The sequence below is a fragment of the Tautonia sp. JC769 genome, from assembly GCF_040717455.1.
In the GTDB taxonomy this organism is placed as follows: domain Bacteria; phylum Planctomycetota; class Planctomycetia; order Isosphaerales; family Isosphaeraceae; genus Tautonia.
In genome coordinates this window covers 1-21,664 of the sequence record NZ_JBFEFH010000007.1, presented here as the reverse complement: position 1 = coordinate 21,664, position 21,664 = coordinate 1, and the positions used below count along the sequence as shown (strand labels likewise).

15 protein-coding genes and 1 pseudogene are annotated in these 21,664 nt (G+C 69.3%); 9 read left to right on the top strand and 7 right to left on the bottom strand.

The window, feature by feature from the left end; genetic code table 11:
* The first annotated feature begins 114 nt into the window (after nucleotides 1-114).
* Nucleotides 115-1,218: an XdhC family protein gene (locus AB1L88_RS09335; RefSeq protein ID WP_367096380.1), complete on the top strand. Its 1,104-nt coding sequence runs from the start codon at nucleotides 115-117 to the stop codon at nucleotides 1,216-1,218.
* Nucleotides 1,215-1,829: an NTP transferase domain-containing protein gene (locus tag AB1L88_RS09330; protein ID WP_367096379.1), complete on the top strand. Its 615-nt coding sequence runs from the start codon at nucleotides 1,215-1,217 to the stop codon at nucleotides 1,827-1,829. Before AB1L88_RS09335 ends, AB1L88_RS09330 begins: the two co-directional genes overlap by 4 nt.
* Before the next feature lie 10 nt (nucleotides 1,830-1,839).
* Here AB1L88_RS09330 and AB1L88_RS09325 read toward each other — a convergent pair whose 3' ends face one another.
* Nucleotides 1,840-2,292 (bottom strand): hypothetical protein, encoded by a 453-nt coding sequence (locus tag AB1L88_RS09325; protein ID WP_367096378.1) that lies wholly within the window; start codon nucleotides 2,290-2,292, stop codon nucleotides 1,840-1,842.
* Between the two features lie 158 nt (nucleotides 2,293-2,450).
* Nucleotides 2,451-2,957: a hypothetical protein gene (locus AB1L88_RS09320; RefSeq protein ID WP_367096377.1), complete on the bottom strand. Its 507-nt coding sequence runs from the start codon at nucleotides 2,955-2,957 to the stop codon at nucleotides 2,451-2,453.
* A gap of 233 nt (nucleotides 2,958-3,190) precedes the next feature.
* Here AB1L88_RS09320 and AB1L88_RS09315 point away from each other — a divergent pair, with 233 nt between their 5' ends.
* The 3 genes from AB1L88_RS09315 to AB1L88_RS09305 are packed head-to-tail and all read left to right on the top strand — an operon-like array spanning nucleotide 3,191 to nucleotide 6,635.
* Nucleotides 3,191-4,039, top strand: coding sequence for a hypothetical protein (locus tag AB1L88_RS09315; protein ID WP_367096376.1), 849 nt, complete (start codon nucleotides 3,191-3,193; stop codon nucleotides 4,037-4,039).
* Nucleotides 4,036-4,833 (top strand): hypothetical protein, encoded by a 798-nt coding sequence (locus AB1L88_RS09310; protein ID WP_367096375.1) that lies wholly within the window; start codon nucleotides 4,036-4,038, stop codon nucleotides 4,831-4,833. Before AB1L88_RS09315 ends, AB1L88_RS09310 begins: the two co-directional genes overlap by 4 nt.
* Nucleotides 4,830-6,635, top strand: a complete 1,806-nt coding sequence (locus AB1L88_RS09305) for an ABC transporter permease subunit (RefSeq protein ID WP_367096374.1) — start codon at nucleotides 4,830-4,832, stop codon at nucleotides 6,633-6,635. Before AB1L88_RS09310 ends, AB1L88_RS09305 begins: the two co-directional genes overlap by 4 nt.
* Before the next feature lie 53 nt (nucleotides 6,636-6,688).
* Here AB1L88_RS09305 and AB1L88_RS09300 read toward each other — a convergent pair whose 3' ends face one another.
* From AB1L88_RS09300 to AB1L88_RS09290, 3 genes are all read right to left on the bottom strand, one after another.
* Nucleotides 6,689-7,438, bottom strand: coding sequence for a YdjY domain-containing protein (locus AB1L88_RS09300; RefSeq protein WP_367096373.1), 750 nt, complete (start codon nucleotides 7,436-7,438; stop codon nucleotides 6,689-6,691).
* Between the two features lie 247 nt (nucleotides 7,439-7,685).
* Nucleotides 7,686-11,630, bottom strand: coding sequence for a type II secretory pathway, component PulD (locus AB1L88_RS09295; RefSeq protein ID WP_367096372.1), 3,945 nt, complete (start codon nucleotides 11,628-11,630; stop codon nucleotides 7,686-7,688).
* 762 nt (nucleotides 11,631-12,392) lie between these two features.
* Nucleotides 12,393-14,090 carry an SUMF1/EgtB/PvdO family nonheme iron enzyme gene (locus tag AB1L88_RS09290; RefSeq protein ID WP_367096371.1) on the bottom strand — a complete coding sequence of 566 codons (1,698 nt, stop codon included), beginning with the start codon at nucleotides 14,088-14,090 and terminating at the stop codon, nucleotides 12,393-12,395.
* 267 nt (nucleotides 14,091-14,357) lie between these two features.
* Here AB1L88_RS09290 and AB1L88_RS09285 point away from each other — a divergent pair, with 267 nt between their 5' ends.
* From AB1L88_RS09285 to AB1L88_RS09270, 4 genes are all read left to right on the top strand, one after another.
* Entirely contained in the window at nucleotides 14,358-14,882 is a 525-nt protein-coding gene (locus tag AB1L88_RS09285; protein WP_367096370.1) for an N-acetyltransferase, read from the top strand.
* A 210-nt stretch (nucleotides 14,883-15,092) separates the two neighbouring features.
* A complete protein-coding gene (locus tag AB1L88_RS09280; RefSeq protein WP_367096369.1) occupies nucleotides 15,093-16,328 on the top strand; it encodes a pitrilysin family protein in 1,236 nt (411 codons plus the stop codon).
* Nucleotides 16,329-16,498: 170 nt separating this feature from the next.
* Nucleotides 16,499-17,737 carry a pitrilysin family protein gene (locus AB1L88_RS09275; protein ID WP_367096368.1) on the top strand — a complete coding sequence of 413 codons (1,239 nt, stop codon included), beginning with the start codon at nucleotides 16,499-16,501 and terminating at the stop codon, nucleotides 17,735-17,737.
* A gap of 46 nt (nucleotides 17,738-17,783) precedes the next feature.
* Nucleotides 17,784-18,692: an ABC transporter substrate-binding protein gene (locus AB1L88_RS09270; protein WP_367096367.1), complete on the top strand. Its 909-nt coding sequence runs from the start codon at nucleotides 17,784-17,786 to the stop codon at nucleotides 18,690-18,692.
* A gap of 193 nt (nucleotides 18,693-18,885) precedes the next feature.
* Here the strand turns inward: AB1L88_RS09270 and AB1L88_RS09265 are convergent, their stop codons facing one another.
* A complete protein-coding gene (locus AB1L88_RS09265) occupies nucleotides 18,886-20,892 on the bottom strand; it encodes a hypothetical protein (RefSeq protein ID WP_367096366.1) in 2,007 nt (668 codons plus the stop codon).
* Between the two features lie 222 nt (nucleotides 20,893-21,114).
* Nucleotides 21,115-21,664: pseudogene (locus AB1L88_RS09260) on the bottom strand (hypothetical protein); the annotation flags it as partial.

Below are 21,664 nucleotides of genomic sequence, written 5' to 3'. Positions count from 1 at the left end.
CCCTCGGGCTCCAGCGGTGCGACCGGCTTGCCCATCGGGAGCCGGCGCGACTAGCCTGGAGGGGATCGACCCTCAGACGACGCCCCGGCCCCACAACCCCGCGGCCCTTTTGCCATGCGAGACGTCCTTGTTCGACTGACCGACCTGCTCGACCTCGGCCGGGAAGCCCTGCTCTGCCAGGTGGTCGAGACCAAAGGCTCGACCCCCCAGAAGGCCGGCGCCCTGATGCTGGTCAATCCCGACGGCGGCCAGGTCGGCACGCTTGGCGGGGGATGCGTCGAGAACGAGGTGAAGCAGAAGGCCCTGCGACGCCTCGGCCAAACCGGGGCCGATCGCCATACCTTCGTGCTCGATCACGATTACGCCTGGGCCGACGGCCTGATTTGCGGCGGCAAGATGGTGATCCTGGCCGAGGCCTTCCGGGGCCCCGAGGCCGCCGCCTACTTCCGCGCCTACCGCGATCGTCTCGACGCCGGGCTCGGGCTGGTCGAGGCCGTGGCGATCGACCCCGAACGCTGCGGGGCCGAGGCGATCGGCGAGCGCTGGCTCTTCGGCCCGGAGGCGGAACTCGTCGCCGGCCTGCCGCGGCGCGATCCCCCCGCGGCCGTCGCCACCCTGGTCGAGCCGATCGACCGCCGCCCTCGGCTCGCCTCCACCCGAGGGGTGGCCATCCTGCCGGTCTTGCCCCGGATTCGCCTGGTCGTCGTCGGCGCCGGGCACGTCGGCCAGGCCGTGGCGAAGCTCGCCGCCGAGGCCGATTTCGACGTGACCGTCGTCGACGACCGGGAGCAGTATGCCAACCCCGATCGGTTCCCGATGGCCGATCAGATCGTCGTCGGCCCGATCGACGAGGTCCTCCCCGCGCTCAAGACCACGCCTCATACGTATGCCTTGATCGTCACGCGAGGGCACGGGCATGACGAGGAGGCACTCTTCCACCTGGCCCCGACCTCGGCCTCGTACGTGGGGCTGATCGGCAGCAAACGCAAGATCCGCCTGATCTTCGACGGCCTGCGAGAACAGGGGGTCGCCGAGGAGCACCTGGCCCGCGTCACCGCCCCGATCGGGGTGTCGATCGGTTCGCAAACGGTCCCGGAAATCGCCATCAGCGTGGTCGCGCAGCTCATCGCCCGGCGCAACCTGGGGCCGCAGGCGGTCGAGACGAATGCCTTCGCCCGCATCCAGGCGACCGACGCCCCCGAGGCGGTCGGCTCGTGATCGCCGCCCTGGTCCCCTCGGCCGGCCAGAGCCGCCGGATGGGCCGACCCAAGCTGACCCTCCCCCTGGCCGGGGGCGAGGTCGTGATCGCCCGGGTCGTCTCGGCCCTGCGCTCCGGTGGGGCCGATCGAGTCCTGGTGATCGCACCGCCCCGCAGTGAGCCCGGCTCGGCCGAGTTGCTCGACCAGGCGGCCCAATCCGGGGCAGAAACCCTGGAACTGCCCGCCGCCACCCCCGACATGCGCTCCACGGTCGAGGCCGGTCTCGATCTCCTGGAGCGAGGCCCCCTGCCCTCCTCCGTCTTGATCTGTCCGGGAGACAGCGTCGGCCTGACCCCTACTCTGGTCGCCAGCGTGATCGATCGGATGCGCACTGATCCCGGGGCGATCGTCGTCCCCGTTTTCGACACGAGACGGGGGCATCCGCTCGGCTTGCCCTGGCCGGTTGCAAGTGCCATCCGGGACCTGCCGCCCGATGTCGGCATCAACGCCCTCCGCGAGCGTTTCGCCGATCGCGTGGTCCTGCTCGACGTGCCCGAACCCGGGACGACCGAGGATCTCGACACGCCCGACGATTACCGCAAGTGGGAGCCCGGTTCAGGAGTCGGATGACCGATTGACTTTACTCGGGAATGCTGGGTTTCTCGATGCGATTGAGGCGATCCCGGCCCAGCCCCAGCAACTGAAAGACGAGGCCGATCCCCAGGGCGAGCCCCATCAGCAAGGCTCCGGTGACGATCGTGGTCACAAAGCCACCGCCCCATAGGGTCATCTCATCTCGCCCGGCATCAAAATTCACATCAGCCAGACCGAGGGTCGTCGAAACCAGCAGGCCGATCGAGCCGGCGATGAACTGCGGGATCGCGACGAACTGGGTCAGAGCGACCACCAACCCTCCAGAGTTCAGCGCCAGGCAGATCCGGTAGGATCGTTGGCAGATGATACCCCCGATCAGCCCCAGCAAAATCGTCCCCATCATCATCCCGAGCCGGGCGTTCCCCTCGGTCAGCAAGTTACCGAACATGACCGGGACCGGCAGGTTGACCAGGAAGACCACCACCCAGGCGGCCAGCATCGCGGGGGTTCCCCGTCGCGGTCCAGCCAGTTCGTTCTGTCGAAAACCCAAGGGGCTTTCCGGCGCCAGGTAAGGGTTCGAAGGGTCAGACAAAGGGGTCGGCTCCGCACCGGGAAACATTTGGAAAGAGAGATTCGGAGCGGTAGGAAGAACCGCCGTCATCGGATCACTCGGGTCATGATCCCTTGCCAACGGGGAGGGGTCAGCACCTGAAGCAGCACCCCCAGCCCGATCGCCAGCTTGATCAAGAGGATACCCGCCACCAGGCTGATGCAGAAGCCGGCCGGCCAGGTCGTCACCTGGCCGGGGCGTGGGGTGATCCCTGCCGCGAAGGTGACCCAAAGCGCAATCCACCCTGCGATCCCATGCAGAATGGGCACTACTTGAAACAGGGCGATCCCGGTCCCGCCCAAGAGCAGCGTCATGCCCACCTGTTCCGAAATCGCACAGAGACCCACCCCAAGCAGTCCCAGCACCACCAGGGCCGGCAGCACCCCGATCCAGGCATCACCTCCTGATTCTCGCGCCGTCACCGAGGCCGCAAGCGGCAGGTTCAGCAGGAAGACCCCCACCGCGGCAAGAAGCCGACGCCCCATTCGGGGCCGGAGGCGGTCGCCATCGCTCCGGCCACTCCTCGGGGCTTCATAGGGGTTCGAGCCGTTCAAGACGTGAGCGTCCTTTCCTGAAACCGATCTCGACCAATCGGGAGGCTCGACAGGTCGGTGCTTGCGATCGTGCCCCCGGTCATTTTCGCTCGATTCTACCGAAATCGCGCCCTGGCCCATCACCCGAAGCCACCGATGGCCCTTCTGGAACTCCTCTCACAATGTTTCAAGCCAGGCGACGAACACCCCTGCAATCCGGCGGGACTTCTGGAGCAAAGAAGGATGACTTCCCCATGATCGACGACCCCCTCAACGCCCCTCAGGCCGAGCCGATCACGGCGAAATCGCTCGGCTACCTCAATCTCGTCTTCGGCTCGCTCTTCTTGCTGGCCGTCCTCTACGAGGCCGGCGTGGTCCTGGCGATGCCCACCTTCGGTCGCCTGATGACCTGGGCGCAGAGTCAGCAGCAAGAGCAGCGTGATGCCCAGTGGTCTGCCCGCCGCGAGCAGTTTCAAGCGCGGCTGGCGGCGGCCGAATCGGACGAGGAGCGTGAGGTCATCGCGGCGGAGCAAACGGTCGTCTCGATGGGCGAGGTCAGCAATCCCGCCTGGTTCGGCTTCAGCATGAGTTTTCTTGATGATCCGACGCTTCGAACCGGAGCCACGGTGAAACTCGGGGTCATGTCGGTCTTGAACGGGCTGCTGATCGCGTCGGGCTTTGGCTTGATTCGCCTGAGGCGATGGGGCCGTTCGACCGCCCGGCTGGCGGCGCTTGCGATGGTTCCCGCCATGCTCGGATTCGCCGTGGCCTCCGTTCCACTGGCTCCCGGAATGGCCGAGCGCTGGACCGTCGAGCTGCGCGATTCCCTCTTTCCCCCCATGCCCGACGACGACGAGACGGCCGCCATCGACGCGGAGCTGGCCCAGTACGAACAGGGAATGAGCCGCCTCTTCGTGGCCGTGATGGTGGGCAGTCAGGGCCTGCTCGCCGTCTACCCCGTGATCGTACTCGTGGTTGCGTCCCGACCCGGAGTTCGGCTCGCCGTCGCGGGGCGATTGGCTCCCGAAGCACATGAGCAACGGTCGGATTCCCATCGATCCATTTCCCCCGAAGCGACCAGCACGAGGCACGAGGAACGATGAGCGGACCACGGAACACGCCCCCCGTTCGGCCTCGGCCGAAGCCATTCTCGGTCATCGGGGCCTTGAACCTCCTCTTCGGAGCGGGCCTGGTGGCGGTCGCCTGGACCATGCTCGGCGGGATGGCCTTCAACGGCATGACGGCGGAGCCGTATGAAGGCTTGGAGCGGGCCCTCATGCTGCAGGCAGAGCGATCCCACCGCGAAGCCCTGGCGACCCTGGAGGCTCGTGAAGCCTCGGCGCAGTCCGAGGCCGCCAAACAGGTCTTTCGTGAAGCCATCGAGCAGCGAGCCGCGCGTGGGCCGCAACTGCCGCCCGGCTCCGATCTGGTGATGATGGGCAGCCAGATGCAGTCGTTCGGCACCTGGTCGGTCGTCAGTTCGGCCACTTCGCTGATCGTCAATCTAATGATGATCGTCGCCGGGGCCGTGCTCCTGCAGCGGGTCGAGTGGGGGCGACGGCTCAGCCTCTGGGTCGCCGGGGTCAAACTGGCGCGGCTCCTGATCCTGCAGACGGTCTTCGTGGTCTTCGTCGTCCCCTCATTTTCGAGGAACCTGGGCGAGGCCGTGCAGGAAAGCATCGCCACGCAAGGCGGCGGCATCCCCGCCGGAATGCCCAACATGACTCAGCTTTATGCCGCCACCTACACGGTCATGGGGATCGGCATGCTGGTCCTGGGGGCGATCTATCCGATCGTGACGCTCGTGGTCCTGAACCGTCCCGGCGTGAAGGCCGCCAGCGTGCCGGCCGCCATTCGGGCCAAACAGCTCATGCACGAGGCGGGGCGAGGGCGATGAGGTGGGCACGCGAAGCCTGGCTCGGCCCTCTGGTCGGCCCCGAGTGCCGCCGGGCGATCGGCAAGGGCTGGCTCTTCCTCGCCCGGGGGGCGGCGGGCCTGCTCTCGGCCGCAATCGCCGTGTCGATCCTCTGGTGGTGGTGGATCAACTGGAATGAGGAGGCCGACCCCGACTTCTCCCCCTTCGGGGCCTTGCGGGGCGGCCTGGCGATCCTCCTCGGCCTCGCGGCGACGACTGCCCTGGTCTTCGGGCCGGCCGTCGTCGCGGGGAGCTTCAGCGGAGAACAAGAGCGGGGCTCGATGGGCCTCTTGCTCACGACCCGCGTCTCGGCTCGGGAGATCGTGGCCGGCCGTCTGGCGGGCCGGCTGGCCCAGGTCGGGTCGGTCTTGCTGGCCATGCTGCCGCCGATGCTCCTGCTCGCCTTCCTCGCGGCCATCCGCCCCGAGGTGCTCGGCGTGATGACGCTCTACGGGGCGGCCCTGGCGCTCGGGGCCTCGGGCCTGACGGCCGGGGTGGCGGTCCTCTCCCGGAGGGGGCGCGACGCCCTGCTCGGCTCCTATGCCATCGGCCTGTTCGTGATGCTCTCCCCCTTGCTGGCCGACCTGGTCTGGCCGGGGCGTTCGGCAATACTCGCCCCGCTCAATCCCTTCGGGGCCATTTCCTCGATGGTCTGGCAGGAGGAGGTCGGCCCGGCGCTCCGGACCGTGCTCTGCTGGCTGACGATGGGAGTGCTCGGCGCGGCGGTCGCGATCCTTCGCCTGAGGCCCAATAGCCTCCGGTGGCTCGACGGCGAGGCCGGGCGATCCTGGCAAGGCTGGCGCGTCGGCCGTCGGCGGGTCAGGCCGATGGGCGACCGGCCGATGCTCTGGAAGGAGATCTTCATCGAGCGGAGGAACAGCCTCGGCGGCCTCGGGAAATGGCTCGGGGTGCTGGCCGTGCTCTATCTCATTCTGGCGAGCCTGACCCTGACCGGCCTCTATCTCGATGCGTTGATCCGGCAATCGTCGATCGACACCGCGTCGGCCCGGCTCGTCTGGTTCCAGCGGGCGATCGTCGACACCGCACCCTGGTTCAGCCTCTTCTTAGCTTGGGCCGTCGGGCTCCGGGCCGCGGTGGCCATCGCCTCGGAGCGCGAGCGAGGGACCTGGGATGCCCTGCTGACCAGCCCGCTCGAAGGCCCCGAAATCGTGGCCGGAAAACTCCTCGGCAGCTTGCACGCCCTGCGATGGCTGATCCTGGCCGTCTTGATGGCCTGGTCGCTCGCAATCGTCCTCGGCGCGATGGAACCGATGGACTACGTCATCCAGCTCGCCTCGACCCTCACGGTCATGACGTTCATGGCCGCGGTCGGGGTTCGCGTCTCGCTCGGCTCAGCCAGCGCGACGACGGCCATGGCCCTGACGATCGGCGCCTGGCTGGCCGCCTGGGCGGGGCTGGCATTGGTTACGCTCCTCATCCTCGGAATCGGGGCGCTCCTCCTGTTCCTGGCCTGGTTGATCGCGGACCGCTTCGGCCTGACCACCAGCCCGACCCCCTGGTTCCCGCTCGACTTCGAGACGGCGTTCACGGTGGTCTGGCTCGGCCTCTATCTCCTCGTGACGGCCCTGGTGGTCATCGAGTCGCGGTCGCGGTTCGATCGGCTCGCCGGCCGGATCGTCCCCGGCGAGGCCTGGGTGCCCGACGATTGGGTCGAGGTCGCCCGCGTCCCCCTTTCATCGGCAACACCGGCTGCCCTCGACCAGGGACCGGCCCCCGGTCATGAGGACCTCGAAGACAGGGCCGTGGCGAACCCTCGATCCTGACCGCAGCCGGCAAACACGGACCAAGGAGACTTCCCTCCTCCGTCCGCCGGCGCTCACCGGCCCGACGGCTCGTCGGCGGCCGGGGCGGGCTTGGCGTCGGCCGCCGGGGCCTTCGCGGGGGCGAGGATCAGGGTCACGAAATCGCCCAGCGGGGGCAGCACCGGCGTGTTGGCCACGTAATTCAACGCCTGGTCGTCGGCGGTGCTGGCGATGGGCAGGTCGAGGATCGCCTCCGGGAAGTTGGCGACGGTGATCAGGTCCCCCCCGTCGGCGGCGTAGAGCGGCTCGTCCAGGCCCGGGCGGTCGATCTCCATGCTCCCGGCGAAGACCCAGTGATGCTTCAGCGATTCGCCCGTTTGTTCGTTCTGGACGAAGGTGCGGGCGTCGGCCGATCGGGGCTTGCCGTCCTCGACCCATTCCACGGTGATCGCGATCTCCGGGCCGGTCGCCGGGGCGAATTCCGGGCGATAGCGGACCGGATGGCCGGGCTCGACTCCCGTCAGGATCAGGCCAGCGTGAATCAGCCGGGGGGCGGCCGGCGTGGCGAGGATCGACTCGTGCTCCTTCGAGTGGCGCAGGCAGAGCAGGTGCTCCAGGAACCCTTCCCGGCGCACTACCTGGGCCCGGAGGATCAGGCGACGCGATTCGGGATCGAACCAGAGGGCCGGCCCCAGCGGGCGATACGATTCCGGGGCCTGGAACGAGTCTTCCTTGGGGGCATCGACGGGGAGCTGGACGGGACCGGTGAGGGCCGGGGCGGGGGCGGCGATCAGGGCGAGTCCGACGAGCCAGGGGGCGAACATGGGAGCGGTTCCTCGATCTCGGTGGTGCCGTCGGATGTCGGGGACGGATCGGATCGAACGTGATTGCACGGTGGATCCGACCGGATCCAGGCTATCGCCCCACTCGACAAATGAAAAGAGCCGCCGGGGAATGACCCCCGACGGCCCTCGTCGCGTTTGGGAAGAAAGAGGTTGGCGGGAGGGCCGGGCTGCTTCAGGTCGAGGCAGCCCGATCAGCCCGGCCCGCGGCGGGCGACGGATCGATCGATCAGAGGCCCGGAATCGGGACGGCCGGGATGCCCAGCCGTTCCTCTTCCTCCTCGAGGATGATGATCCGAGGCGTGACCATCAGCATCAGGCTGTCCGTCGTCCGGCCGATGCCGATGTTCCGGAACAGGCGGTTGATGGTCGGAATCTTCGAGAGGACCGGCGTGCCGAACTCCAGCCGCTGCTCGGTCAGCCGCTTGATGCCGCCGAGGAGGACCGTGCCGCCGTCGGGGACCGTCACCGTCGTCATGACGAAGGTGTTGGAGACGATCGGCAGCTGGAGGGTCGATTGCAGGTCGGCCGCACCGCCGCCCAGGCCGCCACCGCCAACCGCACCCGCACCGAAGGTGAAGGTCTGCACGTCGGAGAGCACCTGGAAGAACGGCGAGAGGGTCAGTCGGACGTAGCGGCGGTCGGCCGTCACGACCGGGGTCACCTGCAGGGTCACGCCGTCCTGGATCGGCGAAATCTGCGGCTGGAAGGCGACGGCACCCGCGTTGACCACCGGCGTCAGGCCGGTGACGAGGAACCGCTGCGTCTGGTCGCCGATGGTCGCCGAGGCACCGTTGAAGGTCGTGACCTTCGGGGCCTGCACCACGTTGGCCCGCGTGTTCTGCTGGACCGCCGTGAGGAACAGGTACACCTCCAGGTCGCTCAGGAAGGCGATGCCGAAGTTCGTCCCCGCGTTCAGGTTGCCGAGGTTCGAGATCAGGCTCGCCGGCGAGTAGCTGTCCTGCAGGACCGGGATTTGCAGGTCCCCGGTGAACCGCTGCGACCCGATGCCCGGCTGGGCGTTGCCCACGCCGAGAGTCAGGGGCTGACGGTTGCCCAGCGAGTGGTCCCGCTGCGGGTTGACCAGCCAGGGGGCGAGCCCCGCCGCATCGTCGTCGGCACCGGGGCCGGGCGAGACCGGGGTGGCCGCCGGGTTCGGGACGACGAAGCTGCTCTTGGGCCCGAACAGGTCGGACTGGATCGAGAAGTCGAAGTCGACGCCGATGAACTCGGCGAAGCTGTCGTTGACGGTGATGAACCGCACCTCGACCGAGACCTGGAGGTCCTGGAGCCGCCGGAGCTGCCGGAGCAGGTCGATGACCTGGTCGTGCACGTCCGACGTGTGGCGGATGATGAGGCTCAGGTTCAGGAAGAACGGCGTGATCGAGCCGATCGGCGGCTCCTCCTCGCCGAAGCCCAGCCCCGCGTCGGCACCGAAGCCGGCACCGCCCAGGCCGTAGCCGGTCCGGACCGAGCTGCCCGAGTTCGGGTCCGAGATTTCCCAGGTCCCCGGGGCGATCGAGGTGGTGATGAGCTGGATCAGGGGGTTGAAGTCGACGTCACGGTCTTCCTTCTTCTCCACCGTCCAGTTGCCCGATTCCCCCTGCGTCTCCGGGGAGTAGTTCGCCTGGTTGACGTTCAGCTGGGCGTTCGGGTCCCCCTGGTTGATCGTCTGCATCGGCGGCTTCGGGTTCCGCGGCGGGGCGACCACCAGGTCGGCCACCTGATAGACCCGGGCGAACGACCGGCTCTTGGACTGCGGCGTGGTGATGACCAGCACCCCGTCCTCGATCTTGTAGCTCAGGCCGTGCGGCTCGAGCATCAGTCGCAAGACGGTCTTGATCTTCGTGTTGGTCAGGACCAGGTTGTTGATGGGGGTCGACTCGGCCAGGGCCTCGTCCTGCAGGGCCACGTTGTCGACCGTGATGTTCATGCCGGTGTAGTTGCGGAGGAAATCCACCGCCTCGCCGATCGTGCCGTTGGGCATGTTGATCGAGATCGGCTCGTTGAGCTTCTTCTCGACCTCCAGGGTCTCCGGCTCCTTGTAGGGGACCGGGTCGGCGAACCGGTCGCGGTTCTTGGTCATCTCAAGGAAGTTCCGCGGGTAGGTGATCCCGTCCCGCAGCACGTCGCCGTCGATGACCGAGGACCGGTCCACGTCGTGCAGGGCGTTGAGCACGCCCTCTTCCTTGGCGGCCCGGATGCGCTGGTCTTCCTCGTAGTGGCGGCGGACCCGCATGACCGTGGCCATGGCCGTCGCCGAGACGTTATTCGGGTCGAGGGCGATGACCCGCTCGGCCCAGGCCTCGGCGGCGGCGTAGTCGCCGTCTTCCTGGGCGGCCATGGCCTTGTCCATCATCTCCGTGACCTGACGCTGCTTGGCAGAGTCGGCCTCGAGGATGCGGAGCTTCGTCCGCTGGGCCTCGGCGTGCGCCTCCTTGTCATTCATCTTGGCGTCGAAGGCCAGCTTGTCCTTCTTGGCCAGCTCGAGGGCGACCTCGAGGCGTCGGACCATCGTGCGGGTGACCGGGGCGGACAGGTCGGCGGCCATGACCGAGGCCTTCGTCTCCTCGAGCAGGGCGATGGCCTTGTCCGGCTCGACCTCCATCAGGCGGCGCGACTCGGCCACCTTGGTGCCCACCTCGGCGTTCATCCGCTGGGCGTTGATCGTCTCGGCGTCCATCTGGGCGTCGAGGTTGTCGACCCGACCCGTGCCGTCCTGCGGCAGCTTCATCAGCAGGTCCTCGACCCGCTGGCTGATCGAGTTGTCGAGGGCCGAGGGCATCGAGGCGATCTCGTTGAGCATCGCCCGGGCCCGGTCGAACTCCTGGCTCCGGACGGCCGCCAGGGCGGCGTCGTAAAGCTGCAGGGCCGCGGCCTGCTGGGCCAGGTCGATCTGGGCCCGAAGGTCCTCGGCCTCGGCACCGGCACCGGCGGCGACCGCCTGGTCCACGGCCTCGCGGGCGGCGGCGAAGTTGCCGCCGGCCATCAGGGCGTTGGCACGGTCCATCGCGGCCGAGACCGGGTCGGACGCCGGGGCGTCTCCCACCACGACCGCCTCGCCGGCCGGCTCGTCGAAGGTCGGCAGGGCCTCGATCGGGGCCGGGGCGGCCTCGGCGAACGGGTCGAAGCCGAGCTCATCGGCCCCTTCGACGTTCTGGACCAGCCGGACGTCCGCGTCGCTCGCGGCCGGCCCGCCCTGGACCCGGGCCAGGTCGATGTCGTGCAGGACGGCCTCGGCGCGGTCGGCGTCGAGCGTCGGGACGACGTTCAGGGTCAACGCCTTGCGGGCCTTCTGGGCCGCCTGGTCGAATTCCCCCCGCTGCAGCAGGGCCCGGGCCTCCGAGACGAGCAGGTCGTAGGTCGACTGGTCGTTCTGGCCGCCGGACGACTGGCGGGGCCGGAGGGCCCGGGCGGCGGAGGCGACCTTCTCGGGGCTATCCTCGAAGATGCCGAAGCTCAGGCCCCAGGTCTCGACCTCCATCGCGATCGCCTGGGCCCGGTCGTAGTCGCCCCGGCTGAGGGCCTCGCGGGCCTCCTCGAGCTTGACCTTCGCCGCCGCCTTCGCGGCCTTCGGGTCGTCGACGGGGCGGGTCGTGTCGGCGACGGTGGCCGCGCCCTCGGCCGGCCGGGCCTTGTCCAGCTCCTTCTGGAGCTTGTTCGGGCTCAGGTCGTCGAAGAGGCCCCACTTGACGTCCATGTCGCGGGCCTTGTCGAGCTTCGCCTGGGCGGCCTCGTAGTCGCCCGTGGCGATGTCCTCGCGGGCCGCGACCAGCAGCCAGTGGGCCATCGACTTGGAATCGGTCGCGTAGTCGCGGCCGATCGGCTCCGCCTCCTGGCCGACGCCGGGGGCCGCGGCCATGGCCGGGGCCGGGGCCGGCGAGGCCGCCGGTGCCGAGGCCGGGGCCGGCTTGGTCACGAGCGAATCCATGGCCTGGAGGTACTCGTCGAGCCGGCTGCGTTCGGACTCCGAGAGCCCGTCGCGATAATCGTGGGCGGCCTTCAGATACTGGGCCGCGGTGTCATACTTGCCCTGGTTGAACAGGTCTGCTCCCGCCCGCAGGTACTGGACCGGCGGCACCGGAGCCGGTGGACGATTGACCGGGGCGGCCGATGGCGCGCCCCCCTGATAGGCCCCTTCCGTGGCGGCCGACCAGGCCCCGATGCTCATCATCAGGATCGTGAGAGTTCTGAGCCTTCCCAACGCGACCTCCTTTCGCCGCGGGCGGAGACGACCGCCGACTTCCCTGGCGGCGGTCCTTAGCGTGGCCTCCGACGCGGGGCTTTGAAGACCGCCGAAGTCCCATGACCGGGCCGCCTCGCTCTCGAGGACGGCCCGACCGGGAAGGACCCGGCGGCTGCACCCTGCTCCGATCCGGCTGCGATGGGTCTTGCCGAGGTGTGGTACGACCGGCGATGGCCGAGACAGGGACTGACGAGCCGGTGTGCTACCGAAAAGCACCCGCCCGGTCAACCCCGACGACGCGACAACCAAGCCGCTTCTCGCCATGCCTCGCCCTCGCCTCAACCTCGACCTCCTCCCCGGACCGATCACCCACCGACGCCGGTCCCGGCTCCTCGAGGCCCTTGCCCCTCGGCGACGTTCCCTTTGTCTGCGTACCCCGCATCGACGCGACGAATGCGAACCGGGCACGCAGGTTTCGGCGGTGTTCTGACTGTAGGGATCGTGACAATCGCCCGGAATCTTCAGTTCATTCCGGAAAAATGGTCGGCCGGCCCCGAAATCGGGCCCCCCGTCGTCATCCCCGACACCCGGGCGATGCCCCCCCGGGCCACCCCTGACAGCCCAATCTGGCTCGAAACCGCGGGCCGATCCCCGCGATCTCGCGTCAAAAAGCGGGTCGATCCCCCCGAGTTCCGTGATGGCTTGCCGCCCGGTCCGGGGCCGCCCGCCCCCGGGCACGCGGCCCCGGCCTCAGGGGAGGACGGACAGGGTCGCGACGTCGCTGACGATCCCCCGACCCTCGGGAGAGGTCTCGGGGCGAGCCAGGCTCAGGGCGACCCGGGCGGATCGGCTCGCGTCGAGCAGCGAGGCCGGGATCGAGACGCGGACCGGTGATCGGCCCACGGAGTCCCGGTCGAGCTGGTGCGCGAAGTGTTCGCCTCGGGGGCCGTAGACGTTCACCCACCAGTCGGAGCCGGCGACCGGCTGCGGGCCGACCCAGCGCACCGCCACCGGGATCTCCAGGATCGTCCGCCCCAGGACCGAGGTCCGTCGCGCAGGCCCGGCCGGCGCCCCGATCCGGACGAGCTGGCCCTCGGGGATGGTGGGGGTGACCATCGCGTCCTCGACCGCCGCCAGCCACCAGAACCGATCCAGCCGCTCGACCGCCCGCCGACGGTCGTCCGACTCGGGCACCAGGCCCGAGAGCGTCGCCTGCGCCCGGTCGGGGTCGAACGACACGACCACGTCGGCCAGCCCCGGATCCCCCGCCAGGGCCGTCCGGATCAAGGCCGCGCCGGTTTCCGCGTCGAGGTCGAAGGCGGGCCGAAGGCCCACGAACGGGTCCGGGCCGAGGTCGTCGGGGTCGTCGACCCTCGTCGGGGCGGCCGCCTCGTCCGGCTCAGACCGGAAGTGCCCGCCGACTCGGGCGAATCCTGCGCCGTCGTCCGGATTCGTTCTGACCCACTCCTCGACGTTCCCGAACGTGTGTGAGAGGCCCCATGGGTTCGTTTCGTAGCCAGGATCGGTGGCGGCGACGGTCGTGTCGGTGGCCTCACCGGGTTCGGGGCCGAGGAGGTTGGCTCCCTCGGGACGCTCGGCCTCGTCCCCCCACCAGAACCGGGTCGATCGGCCGGCCCGGGCGGCCCGCTGCCACTCGTCGAGCGTCGGCAATCGGTAGGGGATGCCGGACGGGTCGCCCGTGCCCAGGGCATCGAGGTACGCTTCCGCTCGCCGGGGGGTCAGGTTCACCGCCGGCTGGTCGGGGGCGTCGAGCAGGAACTCATCGGACCGGCCGGCGTTGGGGTCGTGATCGGGCAATTGCGCCGCGACCTGGCGGTTCGTGGCCTCGCTCGTGGCCAGGAACAGGCCAGGGGATTCCGGTGTCGAGGCGATCCGGACGAACCGCCAGCCGTCCGGCCCTGGGTCGGGCAGGGACTGCGCCCCCGCGGCGATCGGGTCGAGCGCCCGGCCCCGTCGAAACGAACCCATCGGCGGGATGCGATCGGGCGAGCCGGTCGTCGGGAACTGGTCGATCGTGCCGGAAAGTGAACGGCCGAAGGGGGTTCCGCTGGCCGCGTCGACCAGTGTCGCCTCGATCCGGACCGCCTGCGGCAGGCGATTGCGGACCGCCCTGGCGGGGACCTGGACCGTGACGACCGACGCCCCCGGCCCTTCCGAAGGCCGCAAGGGGCGCCGCTCGACCCCGCCGTCGGGCAGCCTGACCTCGACCTCGTATCGGGATCGTTGCCTCGGGGCCGACTCGGACCACGCGACCGACGCCCGGATCAGGTACAGGGTCTCTCCCGGGCCCGGGTTCGAGACGAGCGAGGCCGGGCCGAGCCATCGCGTCAGCGAGGCCGAGTCCTGCGCCTCGCCCGGCCGGGCCCCCGGCCCCCCCGCGATCACCAGGGCGAGCAGGGCGGGGAACGTCATCTTTGGCGGTTGCATCGCGGCGTGACTCCTCGTCGTTGATCGGCACGCAGGCCCGGAGGCGGGCGATCGGATCGCCCGACCCCCTCGACGCCTCGCGTTGACCCCCTTCCGACATCGGGACTAGAATAACTCGCGAATGCTCGTTGGTCTCCGAGGTCGGATCGGCCCGCGCCCCATGGCCATCACCTGCCCGAATCACCAGAGCCCCGAAGGTCACCTTCTCGCCCGGCTCGGCCCGCGATTCGCGAGCACCTGGGCGATGGAAGTCGAGGGTGATGGCGTTTGATTACTTACTACAAACGGTATCGCATGGAGATCGACCTGGCGGGGATCACCCCACCCTCGTTGCCCGCGCCTTACGAATGGAAACCCTGGGACGAGTCGCTGCTGGAAGCCCACGCCCAGGTGAAGTATCTTTGCTTCCGAGACGAGATCGACGCCCATGTGTTCCCGTGCCTCAGCAACCTCCCCGGATGCCGTCGACTGATGAGGGAGATTCGACGCAAGCCGGGGTTCCTGCCCGCGGCGACCTGGCTCATCGCGGCGCCGGCCGGCTACGTGGCCACGATCCAGGGGGTGATCGACCGGGAAGGCTTCGGCGCGATCCAGAACGTCGGCGTCCTGCCCGCCTGGAGGGGCCGGGGGCTGGGGGCCCGGCTCGTCTGCCGGGCGCTGATGGGGTTCCGAGAGCAAGGGGTCCCGCGGGCGTTCCTCGAAGTCACGGCCGAGAATCGCCATGCCGTCCGGCTCTATCGCGGGCTCGGCTTTTGCCGGGTGAAGACGCTGTACAAGGCCGTCGATGGCTGATCTCGCTCCAGGGACCTTGCTGCCCCGACCGGTCTCACGTGAGGCCGATCCGCGACGCCCGATCGGACGATGGCCCACCCTCGCCATCACCGCCGTCCCGGGGCGCGATCGGGTCGCAGACGAGGACCGTGCCCCCCGCCGGTGGGCCCTTGGTCCCTGTCCTTCCCCGCCGCCTCTTGCTTCCTGTGCCTCCTTGTCCGAGGAATCGCGATGACCCCCGAGTTGCATCAGCACCAGTTCCCCAACGGACTCATCCTGCTCGCCGAGCCGATGCCGCACGTCCAGTCGGCGGCGTTCAGCATGCTGATCCCCGCGGGGGCGGCCTTCGAGCCGGCCGATCGGCCCGGCGTGGCGGCGATGCTCGGCGAGTGGGTCACCCGCGGGGCCGGCGACCGCGACAGCCGGGAACTGCTCGGCGCGCTCGATGAGCTGGGGGTCTCCCACGCCGTCGGCGCGCAGACCCTGCACGCCAGCGTCTCCGCCGCGGCGCTCGGGCGCAACCTCTTGCCCGCCCTCGACATCTTCGCCGACGTGCTCCGCCGCCCCCGCTTCGAGGACGAGGAAGTCGAATCGATCCGGGCCCTCTGCTACCAGTCGCTCCGCAGCCTGGAAGACGACCCGGGGTCGAAGACGATCACCGAACTCCGCCGGCGACACTTCGCCGATCCCTGGGGCCGATCGGCCATCGGCACGCTTGAGGGGATCACCGCCGCGACCCCCGAGGATCTGCGTGCCCACTATCGCCGGACCTACCGCCCAGACCGCGCCATCCTCGGCGTGGCGGGGGCGTTCGATTGGGACCGGCTCCGCGACGAGGTCGCCCGCCTCTTCGCCGACTGGGAGCCGGGGGCCGAGATCGAGGTCGAGGAACGCCCGGCCGGTCCCCATCGCGACCACATTTCCCAGGAAACGCAGCAGACCCAGATCGCCCTGGCCTTCCCGACCGTGGCGGTCGCCCATCCCGACTATTACCGGGCCCGGGCGGCCGCGGCGATCCTCGGCGGCTACACCTCGGCCCGGCTCTTCACCGAGGTCCGCGAGAAGCGCGGCCTCTGCTACTCGGTCTTCGCCTCGTACGAGGCCCACAAGGACCGCGCCGCGGTGATCTGCTACGCCGGGACCGCCCCGGAACGTGCCCAGCAGACGCTCGACGTCACGCTCGACGAGCTGCGACGCCTGGCGAGCGAGGGGGTCGAGGCCGAGGAGCTGGAGATGATGCGGGCGGGCCTGAAGAGCGCCCTGATCATGCAGCAGGAGTCGAGCATGAGCCGGTCCGCGTCCCTCGCGGCCGACTGGTTCCACCTGGGCCGGGTCCGCCCGCTCGACGAGGTCTCCGCCGCCCTCGACGCCCTGACCCCGGCCGACGTCAGCGCCTTTGCCGCCCGGATGGAGCTGGACGCGATGACCGTCCTCACCCTCGGGCCGGATCCGCTGACCCTGCCCTGAGCCGGCCGCGTCCGTCGTGCGCAAGAACGTTTCGAACCATCGCGGCGCGAGCCGACCCGGCTCGCGAGAGTCCCGATCGGCCGGGAAGGGTTCCCGGCCCCTTGGACATTTCCCAAAAGTCGGCAGTGGTCCCGGATCGGTGGCTTCCTGTCACTCTCTCGGAGTTTACCGTGACGTTTTACCACGAGACGCTTCCCAACGGCCTGCAAGTCATCCTGGAGCGGAACGAACTGGCCCGATCCGCGGCGGCCGGGTTCTTCGTCCGGGCCGGGAGCCGAGACGAATCGCCCGAGCTGGCCGGCGTCTCGCACTTCCTGGAGCACATGGTCTTCAAGGGGACCGCCCGCCGCGACGCCCTGGCCGTGAACCGCGACTTCGACCGGATCGGCGCCCGGCACAACGCGCAGACCTCCGAGGAAGACACGATCTACCACGTCTCCTGCCTCCCCGAGTATCTGCCCCAGGCGCTCGACGTGCTGGCCGACATCATGCGGCCGAGGCTCGACGCCGAGGACTTCGAGACCGAGAAGCAGGTCATCATCGAAGAAATCAAGATGTACGACGACAACCCGATGATGGTCGCCTACGAGGCCGCCAAGGCGGCCCACTTCGACCGTCACCCGCTCGGCAAGAGCGTCCTGGGGACGGTCGACACGATCGGGGCCCTGACCGTCGATCAGATGCGAGGCTACTTCGCCGGGCGTTACGGCCCGCCGAACGTGGTCCTGGCGGTGGCCGGGAACGTCGAGTGGCCGCACGTCCTCGACCTGGCAAGCTCGCTGTGCAGCTCCTGGGAGGGACCCCCGGCCGATCGGGCCTTGCCGCCGCACCGGGGGGTCGGCCAGCCCAGGGGACTGCTCCGCAAGGACGACCATCAGGAGACCGTCATCGCCGTGGGCGACGCCCCCGCCCTGGAGAGCCCCGATCGCTACGTCGCCTCGCTGATCGCGACGATCCTGGGCGACCACTCCGGGTCGCGGCTCTACTGGGAGCTGATCGACCCCGGCCACGCCGACGGGGCCGACCTGAGCTTCCAGGATTACCAGGGGGCCGGCGCCTATTATTCGCTGCTGAGTTGCGACCCCCCCTCGGCCCAGGAGAACCTGGAACGGGTCGCCTCGGTCTACCGGTCGTTCGCGGCCGAAGGGGCGACCGCCGAGGAACTGGATCGCGCGAAGAACAAGATCCTCTCGCGGCTCGTACTGCGATCGGAACGCCCCATGGGCCGCCTGATGCCGCTCGGCTACGACTGGACCTATCGCCGGACGTATCAGCCGATCGAGCAGGAGATCCTCTCGTATTCCGCGGTGACCTTGCAGGAGATTCGGCGCGTCCTGGACGAATTCCCGCTCCTCCCCATGACCCTCGTGGCCGTCGGGCCGAAGACGGACATCCGGCCGCCGGCCTGAGCGCATGCCTCGTGCGGTCGGTCCAACCGGGCGAAAGGAACACTCGATGCGGATTGCCAGCCTCTTGCCGTCGCTCTCGGAACTCGTCTGCGACCTCGGCCGCGGGGATTGGCTGGTCGGCGTGACGCATGAGTGCGATTACCCGCCCCCCATCGCCCGGCTGCCCCACCTGACCCGCAGCAAGATCGACCCGGCCGGCACCAGTGCCCAGATCGACGCGATGGTCGCCGAGCAGGGCGGCAGCCTGTACGAGCTGGACCGCGACCTGCTCGAATCGCTCCAGCCCGACCTGATCCTGACCCAGACCCAGTGCGACGTGTGTGCCGTCAACGAGGCGACCGTGCGGAAGGTGGCCGCGACCTTACCCAACCAGCCTCGGGTCGAGAGCGTCAATCCGACCGATCTGAGCGGCGTGTTCGAGGTCTTCCGGCGCGTCGGCCGCCTGCTCGACGCGGAGGTCGAGGCCGAGAATCTGATCGGCCGCTTCGAGTCGACGGCCCGGGAGATCGCCCGGCGGCGTGCCGGTCGGCCCCGGCCGGGGACGATCATGGTCGAGTGGACCGATCCCCCCTTCACCTCGGGCCACTGGAACCCGGAGCTGATCGAGCTGGCCGGCGGCCGAGAACTGCTCGCCCAGAACGGCGAAGCCTCAAGGCGGACGAGCTGGGACGCGATCATGGCGGCCCAGCCCGAGGTCCTCCTGATCGCCCCGTGTGGATTCGAGCTGGAACGGGTTCGGCAAGAGGTGTCACCCCTCGCCCGGCTCGACGGCTGGCGGTCGTTGCCCGCGGTCCGCCAGGGGATGGTGACGCTCGCCGACGGTTCCTCCTACTTCGCCAGGCCGGGGCCGCGGCTCGAGGCCAGCCTGCGGATTGCCGCCGCCGCCATCGACCCGGAGACCTGCTCGGACCTGGCGCCGTCCTCCGGGTGGGAACGCCTGGTCGTCGAGGTCTGACACCGCTACTCGCGCGGATGACGGCTGCCCGGGCGCCCCCCCGGAATGAGAAACGGCTCGCCCCCGTGCCTCCACCCCGAAGGGGTGATTCGCACGAGGGCGAGCCGTCGTATTTCCGCGGCAGAGGAAGGCCGAATCGGCCCCCTCTGCCGGGTATCGAGGGGCCTGGAAGCGTGCTTCGTGTCGTGTCGGGTCAGAAGCTGCCCATCATGCCGCCGTACATCATGCCGATGTCGTTGCCGCGGCTCTTCTTGTTCAGCTCGTTCGAGATCGAGAGCCGATACGACTCCCGCATGAACTGGAGCTGCTCGTCGGTGGCATCGGACGACTGGTTGTGCAGGGCGATCGTCCCGTCCGGGCGGAGCACGGCCACCACCGCGGGCAGCTCGAACGTGCTGGGCAGCCCCAGGTTCTGCACCGGCGTCTGGCCGCCCATCGTGTCGAGCACGAGCTGGCGGCTTTGCAGGTTGATCACCTTGTTCTGCGGCCGGTCCTCACCCTCGACGGCCACCTCGCGCTGGGCGGGGCGGCCGACGAACTGGCCCGGCGCGGTCGGGAAGGTCGAGACGACCAGCGAGCCGGTGTTCGTGTCCCAGGCGGCGACGTCGAAGACGACCGTGTCCTCGCTGTAGCCGCCCCGGGCGGGGTTCAGCGCGAAGATCGAGACATCGGCCGGGACGCGGACCACCGAGGTCGGGTCGCTCCAGGGGCCGCTGATCTCGCGGGCCTCGGTGTCGACCCCGGGGGCGACATCCTCCCGGTTGAAGTTGGGGTTGGCCACGACGACCCGGACGCGGTAGCGATAGGTCGTGCCGGATTCGACCGTGTAGTCGAGCCCCCGGACCATGATGATGTCTTCCTCGGTCATGTGCTCCGGCCCGGCGGCGGTGGGTCGGCCCATGCCCATCATGCCCATGCCGCCCATCATGCCGTACTCGCCGCCCATCATGCCCATGTCGGAGCGGCCGCCCATCATCATGCCGGGGCCCATCATGCCCATCATCCCCTCCTGGGTCATTTCGCCGGATCCGCTACCCATCATGCCGGGCATCATGCCCATCATGCCCATCATCCCCATCGGGACGTCGTCCTTCTCCTCCTTCTCGGCGAGCAGCTCGCGGAGCTTGTCGGGGGGGATGAGCTGGGCGTGGTGGACGCCGGCCCAGTAGCCGGCCGACAGGTAGGGCAGGAAGGAGACGATCGGGTCGAGTCGCACCGGATCGGGGGTCAGCTCGACGGTCGGGTCTTCCTCGAAGGCGACGTCGGCGACGATCTGTTCCAGGGTAGTGGGGTCGACCGTCGTCCACGACGACCAGTCGCCCGCGACCGGGTCGTACGATTGGCGGCTCAGTTCGATCCGCTTGTAGTCGGGGTGCGACTCGGGGCTCTCGACCGGGATCTTCAGGGCCTTGGCGTACCGCTCGCGGAATTGCTTGTTGTTGAGCAGCCCGACGACGGCCACCCAGCGCTGGCCGCGGACCTCGGTCTTGAAGTCGACCGGGGCGGTCGACTCCGTCGATTCCTCCTCCTCGGGGATGGGCAGGCCGGCGGCGCCGGCGATCGCGGCCTGGGATTTCTTGGTGCTCACGTTCTCCTGGCGCTGGGCCAGTTGTTCCTCTCGGACGTTCTTCTTGGCCGTGCCGCCCCCCATGCCGCCGCTGCCCATGCCGGGCATCATCCCCTCGCCCATGCCGTACATGGCGGCCATGCCGGACATGGACGATTTCTTCTCGTTCGGGTCGGGGGGGACGAGGTTCCCGGACTCGTCCCGGACGGCGAAGGGCATCCCCCCCCGGCCGGCGGTGGCGATCAGCTCGTAAGGGGCGAGCAGTTCATCGTTCACGGCGTCTCGGATCAGGCCCGCGCCCGGCTCGGCCTTGACGAAGGCCCGGGCCAGTGCGAACTGACGGACGTCGACCTTGGTCGTTTCCCGCTTGGCGACCTGGGTCCCGAAGTCCTGGAGGACCATGCCGTCCTCTTCGATCTTCGAGACGATGGCCTTTTCTTCTTGCTGGCGGTTGATGTTTTGCTGCGCCTGATTGGCGATCTCGCTGACGCGGTCGGGGGTCGTGTCGATCGTCTCCTTGCTCACGGCGAGGAAGACGAAGACCAGGCAGAGCACGGCAGTGATGGCCACGGCCACCTTGTCGGCGAACCGCAGCGCGAGCGTCTTGAGTTTGTCCACCGTCGGGTTGGCCATTGGGCATCCTCCTTCGGATTCCGATCGGACTCGGGTACGGGCGATTGGGGTCAGGTGTTCGAGGCACGGTTCCGAGGATGGCTTGCAACCCCCGCGATCGGGATGAGAGCGGGGGGCGAGCCTCGGGGCGGAGGGCGGGTGCAGGTTGTCTGACCTGCAGGCCCGGCCATTGCGGCCGTCCCGAGACGAGGGGTCGTCGGCCGCAAGCCGTCGGGGAGGGGGTCAGAAGCGCGACGGCTCGGGATCGACCGGCACGGGGGCCGGCTCGTCGGCCGGAGGGGCCGGGTCGTCCTCGGCCGCGTCCGGATCGGGGGCGTCGGCGGCCTCCGAGGGGTCGGCGGGAGTCTCCAGCACCGGGGCCTCGGGGGCCGTGGGCTCGTCCCCGATCGGCTCGGCGGGGTCGGTGTCGTCGAGGGGCATTGCCGGGTCGGCGGCCGCCGGGTCGGTGTCCGCTGGGTCGAGCGGCTGGTCGGCCGGGGCAGCGTCCTCGGCCGGGGCGTCGGTCATCGGGTCGCTGGCCACTTCCTCACCCGGGCTGAGCGATTCGGCGGGGGCCTCCGGGGCGGGCGGATAGTAGAAGCGGGCCTGGACGTAGACCTGCAGCTCGACGATGTTGTAGTAGGGGTCGAAGATGGTGACCTTCTCGGGGTCGACCTCCTCCTTGCCATCCTTCTTCTGATTCTGGCCGCCCAGATCGCGCTTCACCCGGGCGCGAGGCTGGTTCGCCGGGGTCCCCATGCCCCGGCCGCCCATCATGCCGGGCATGCCCTCC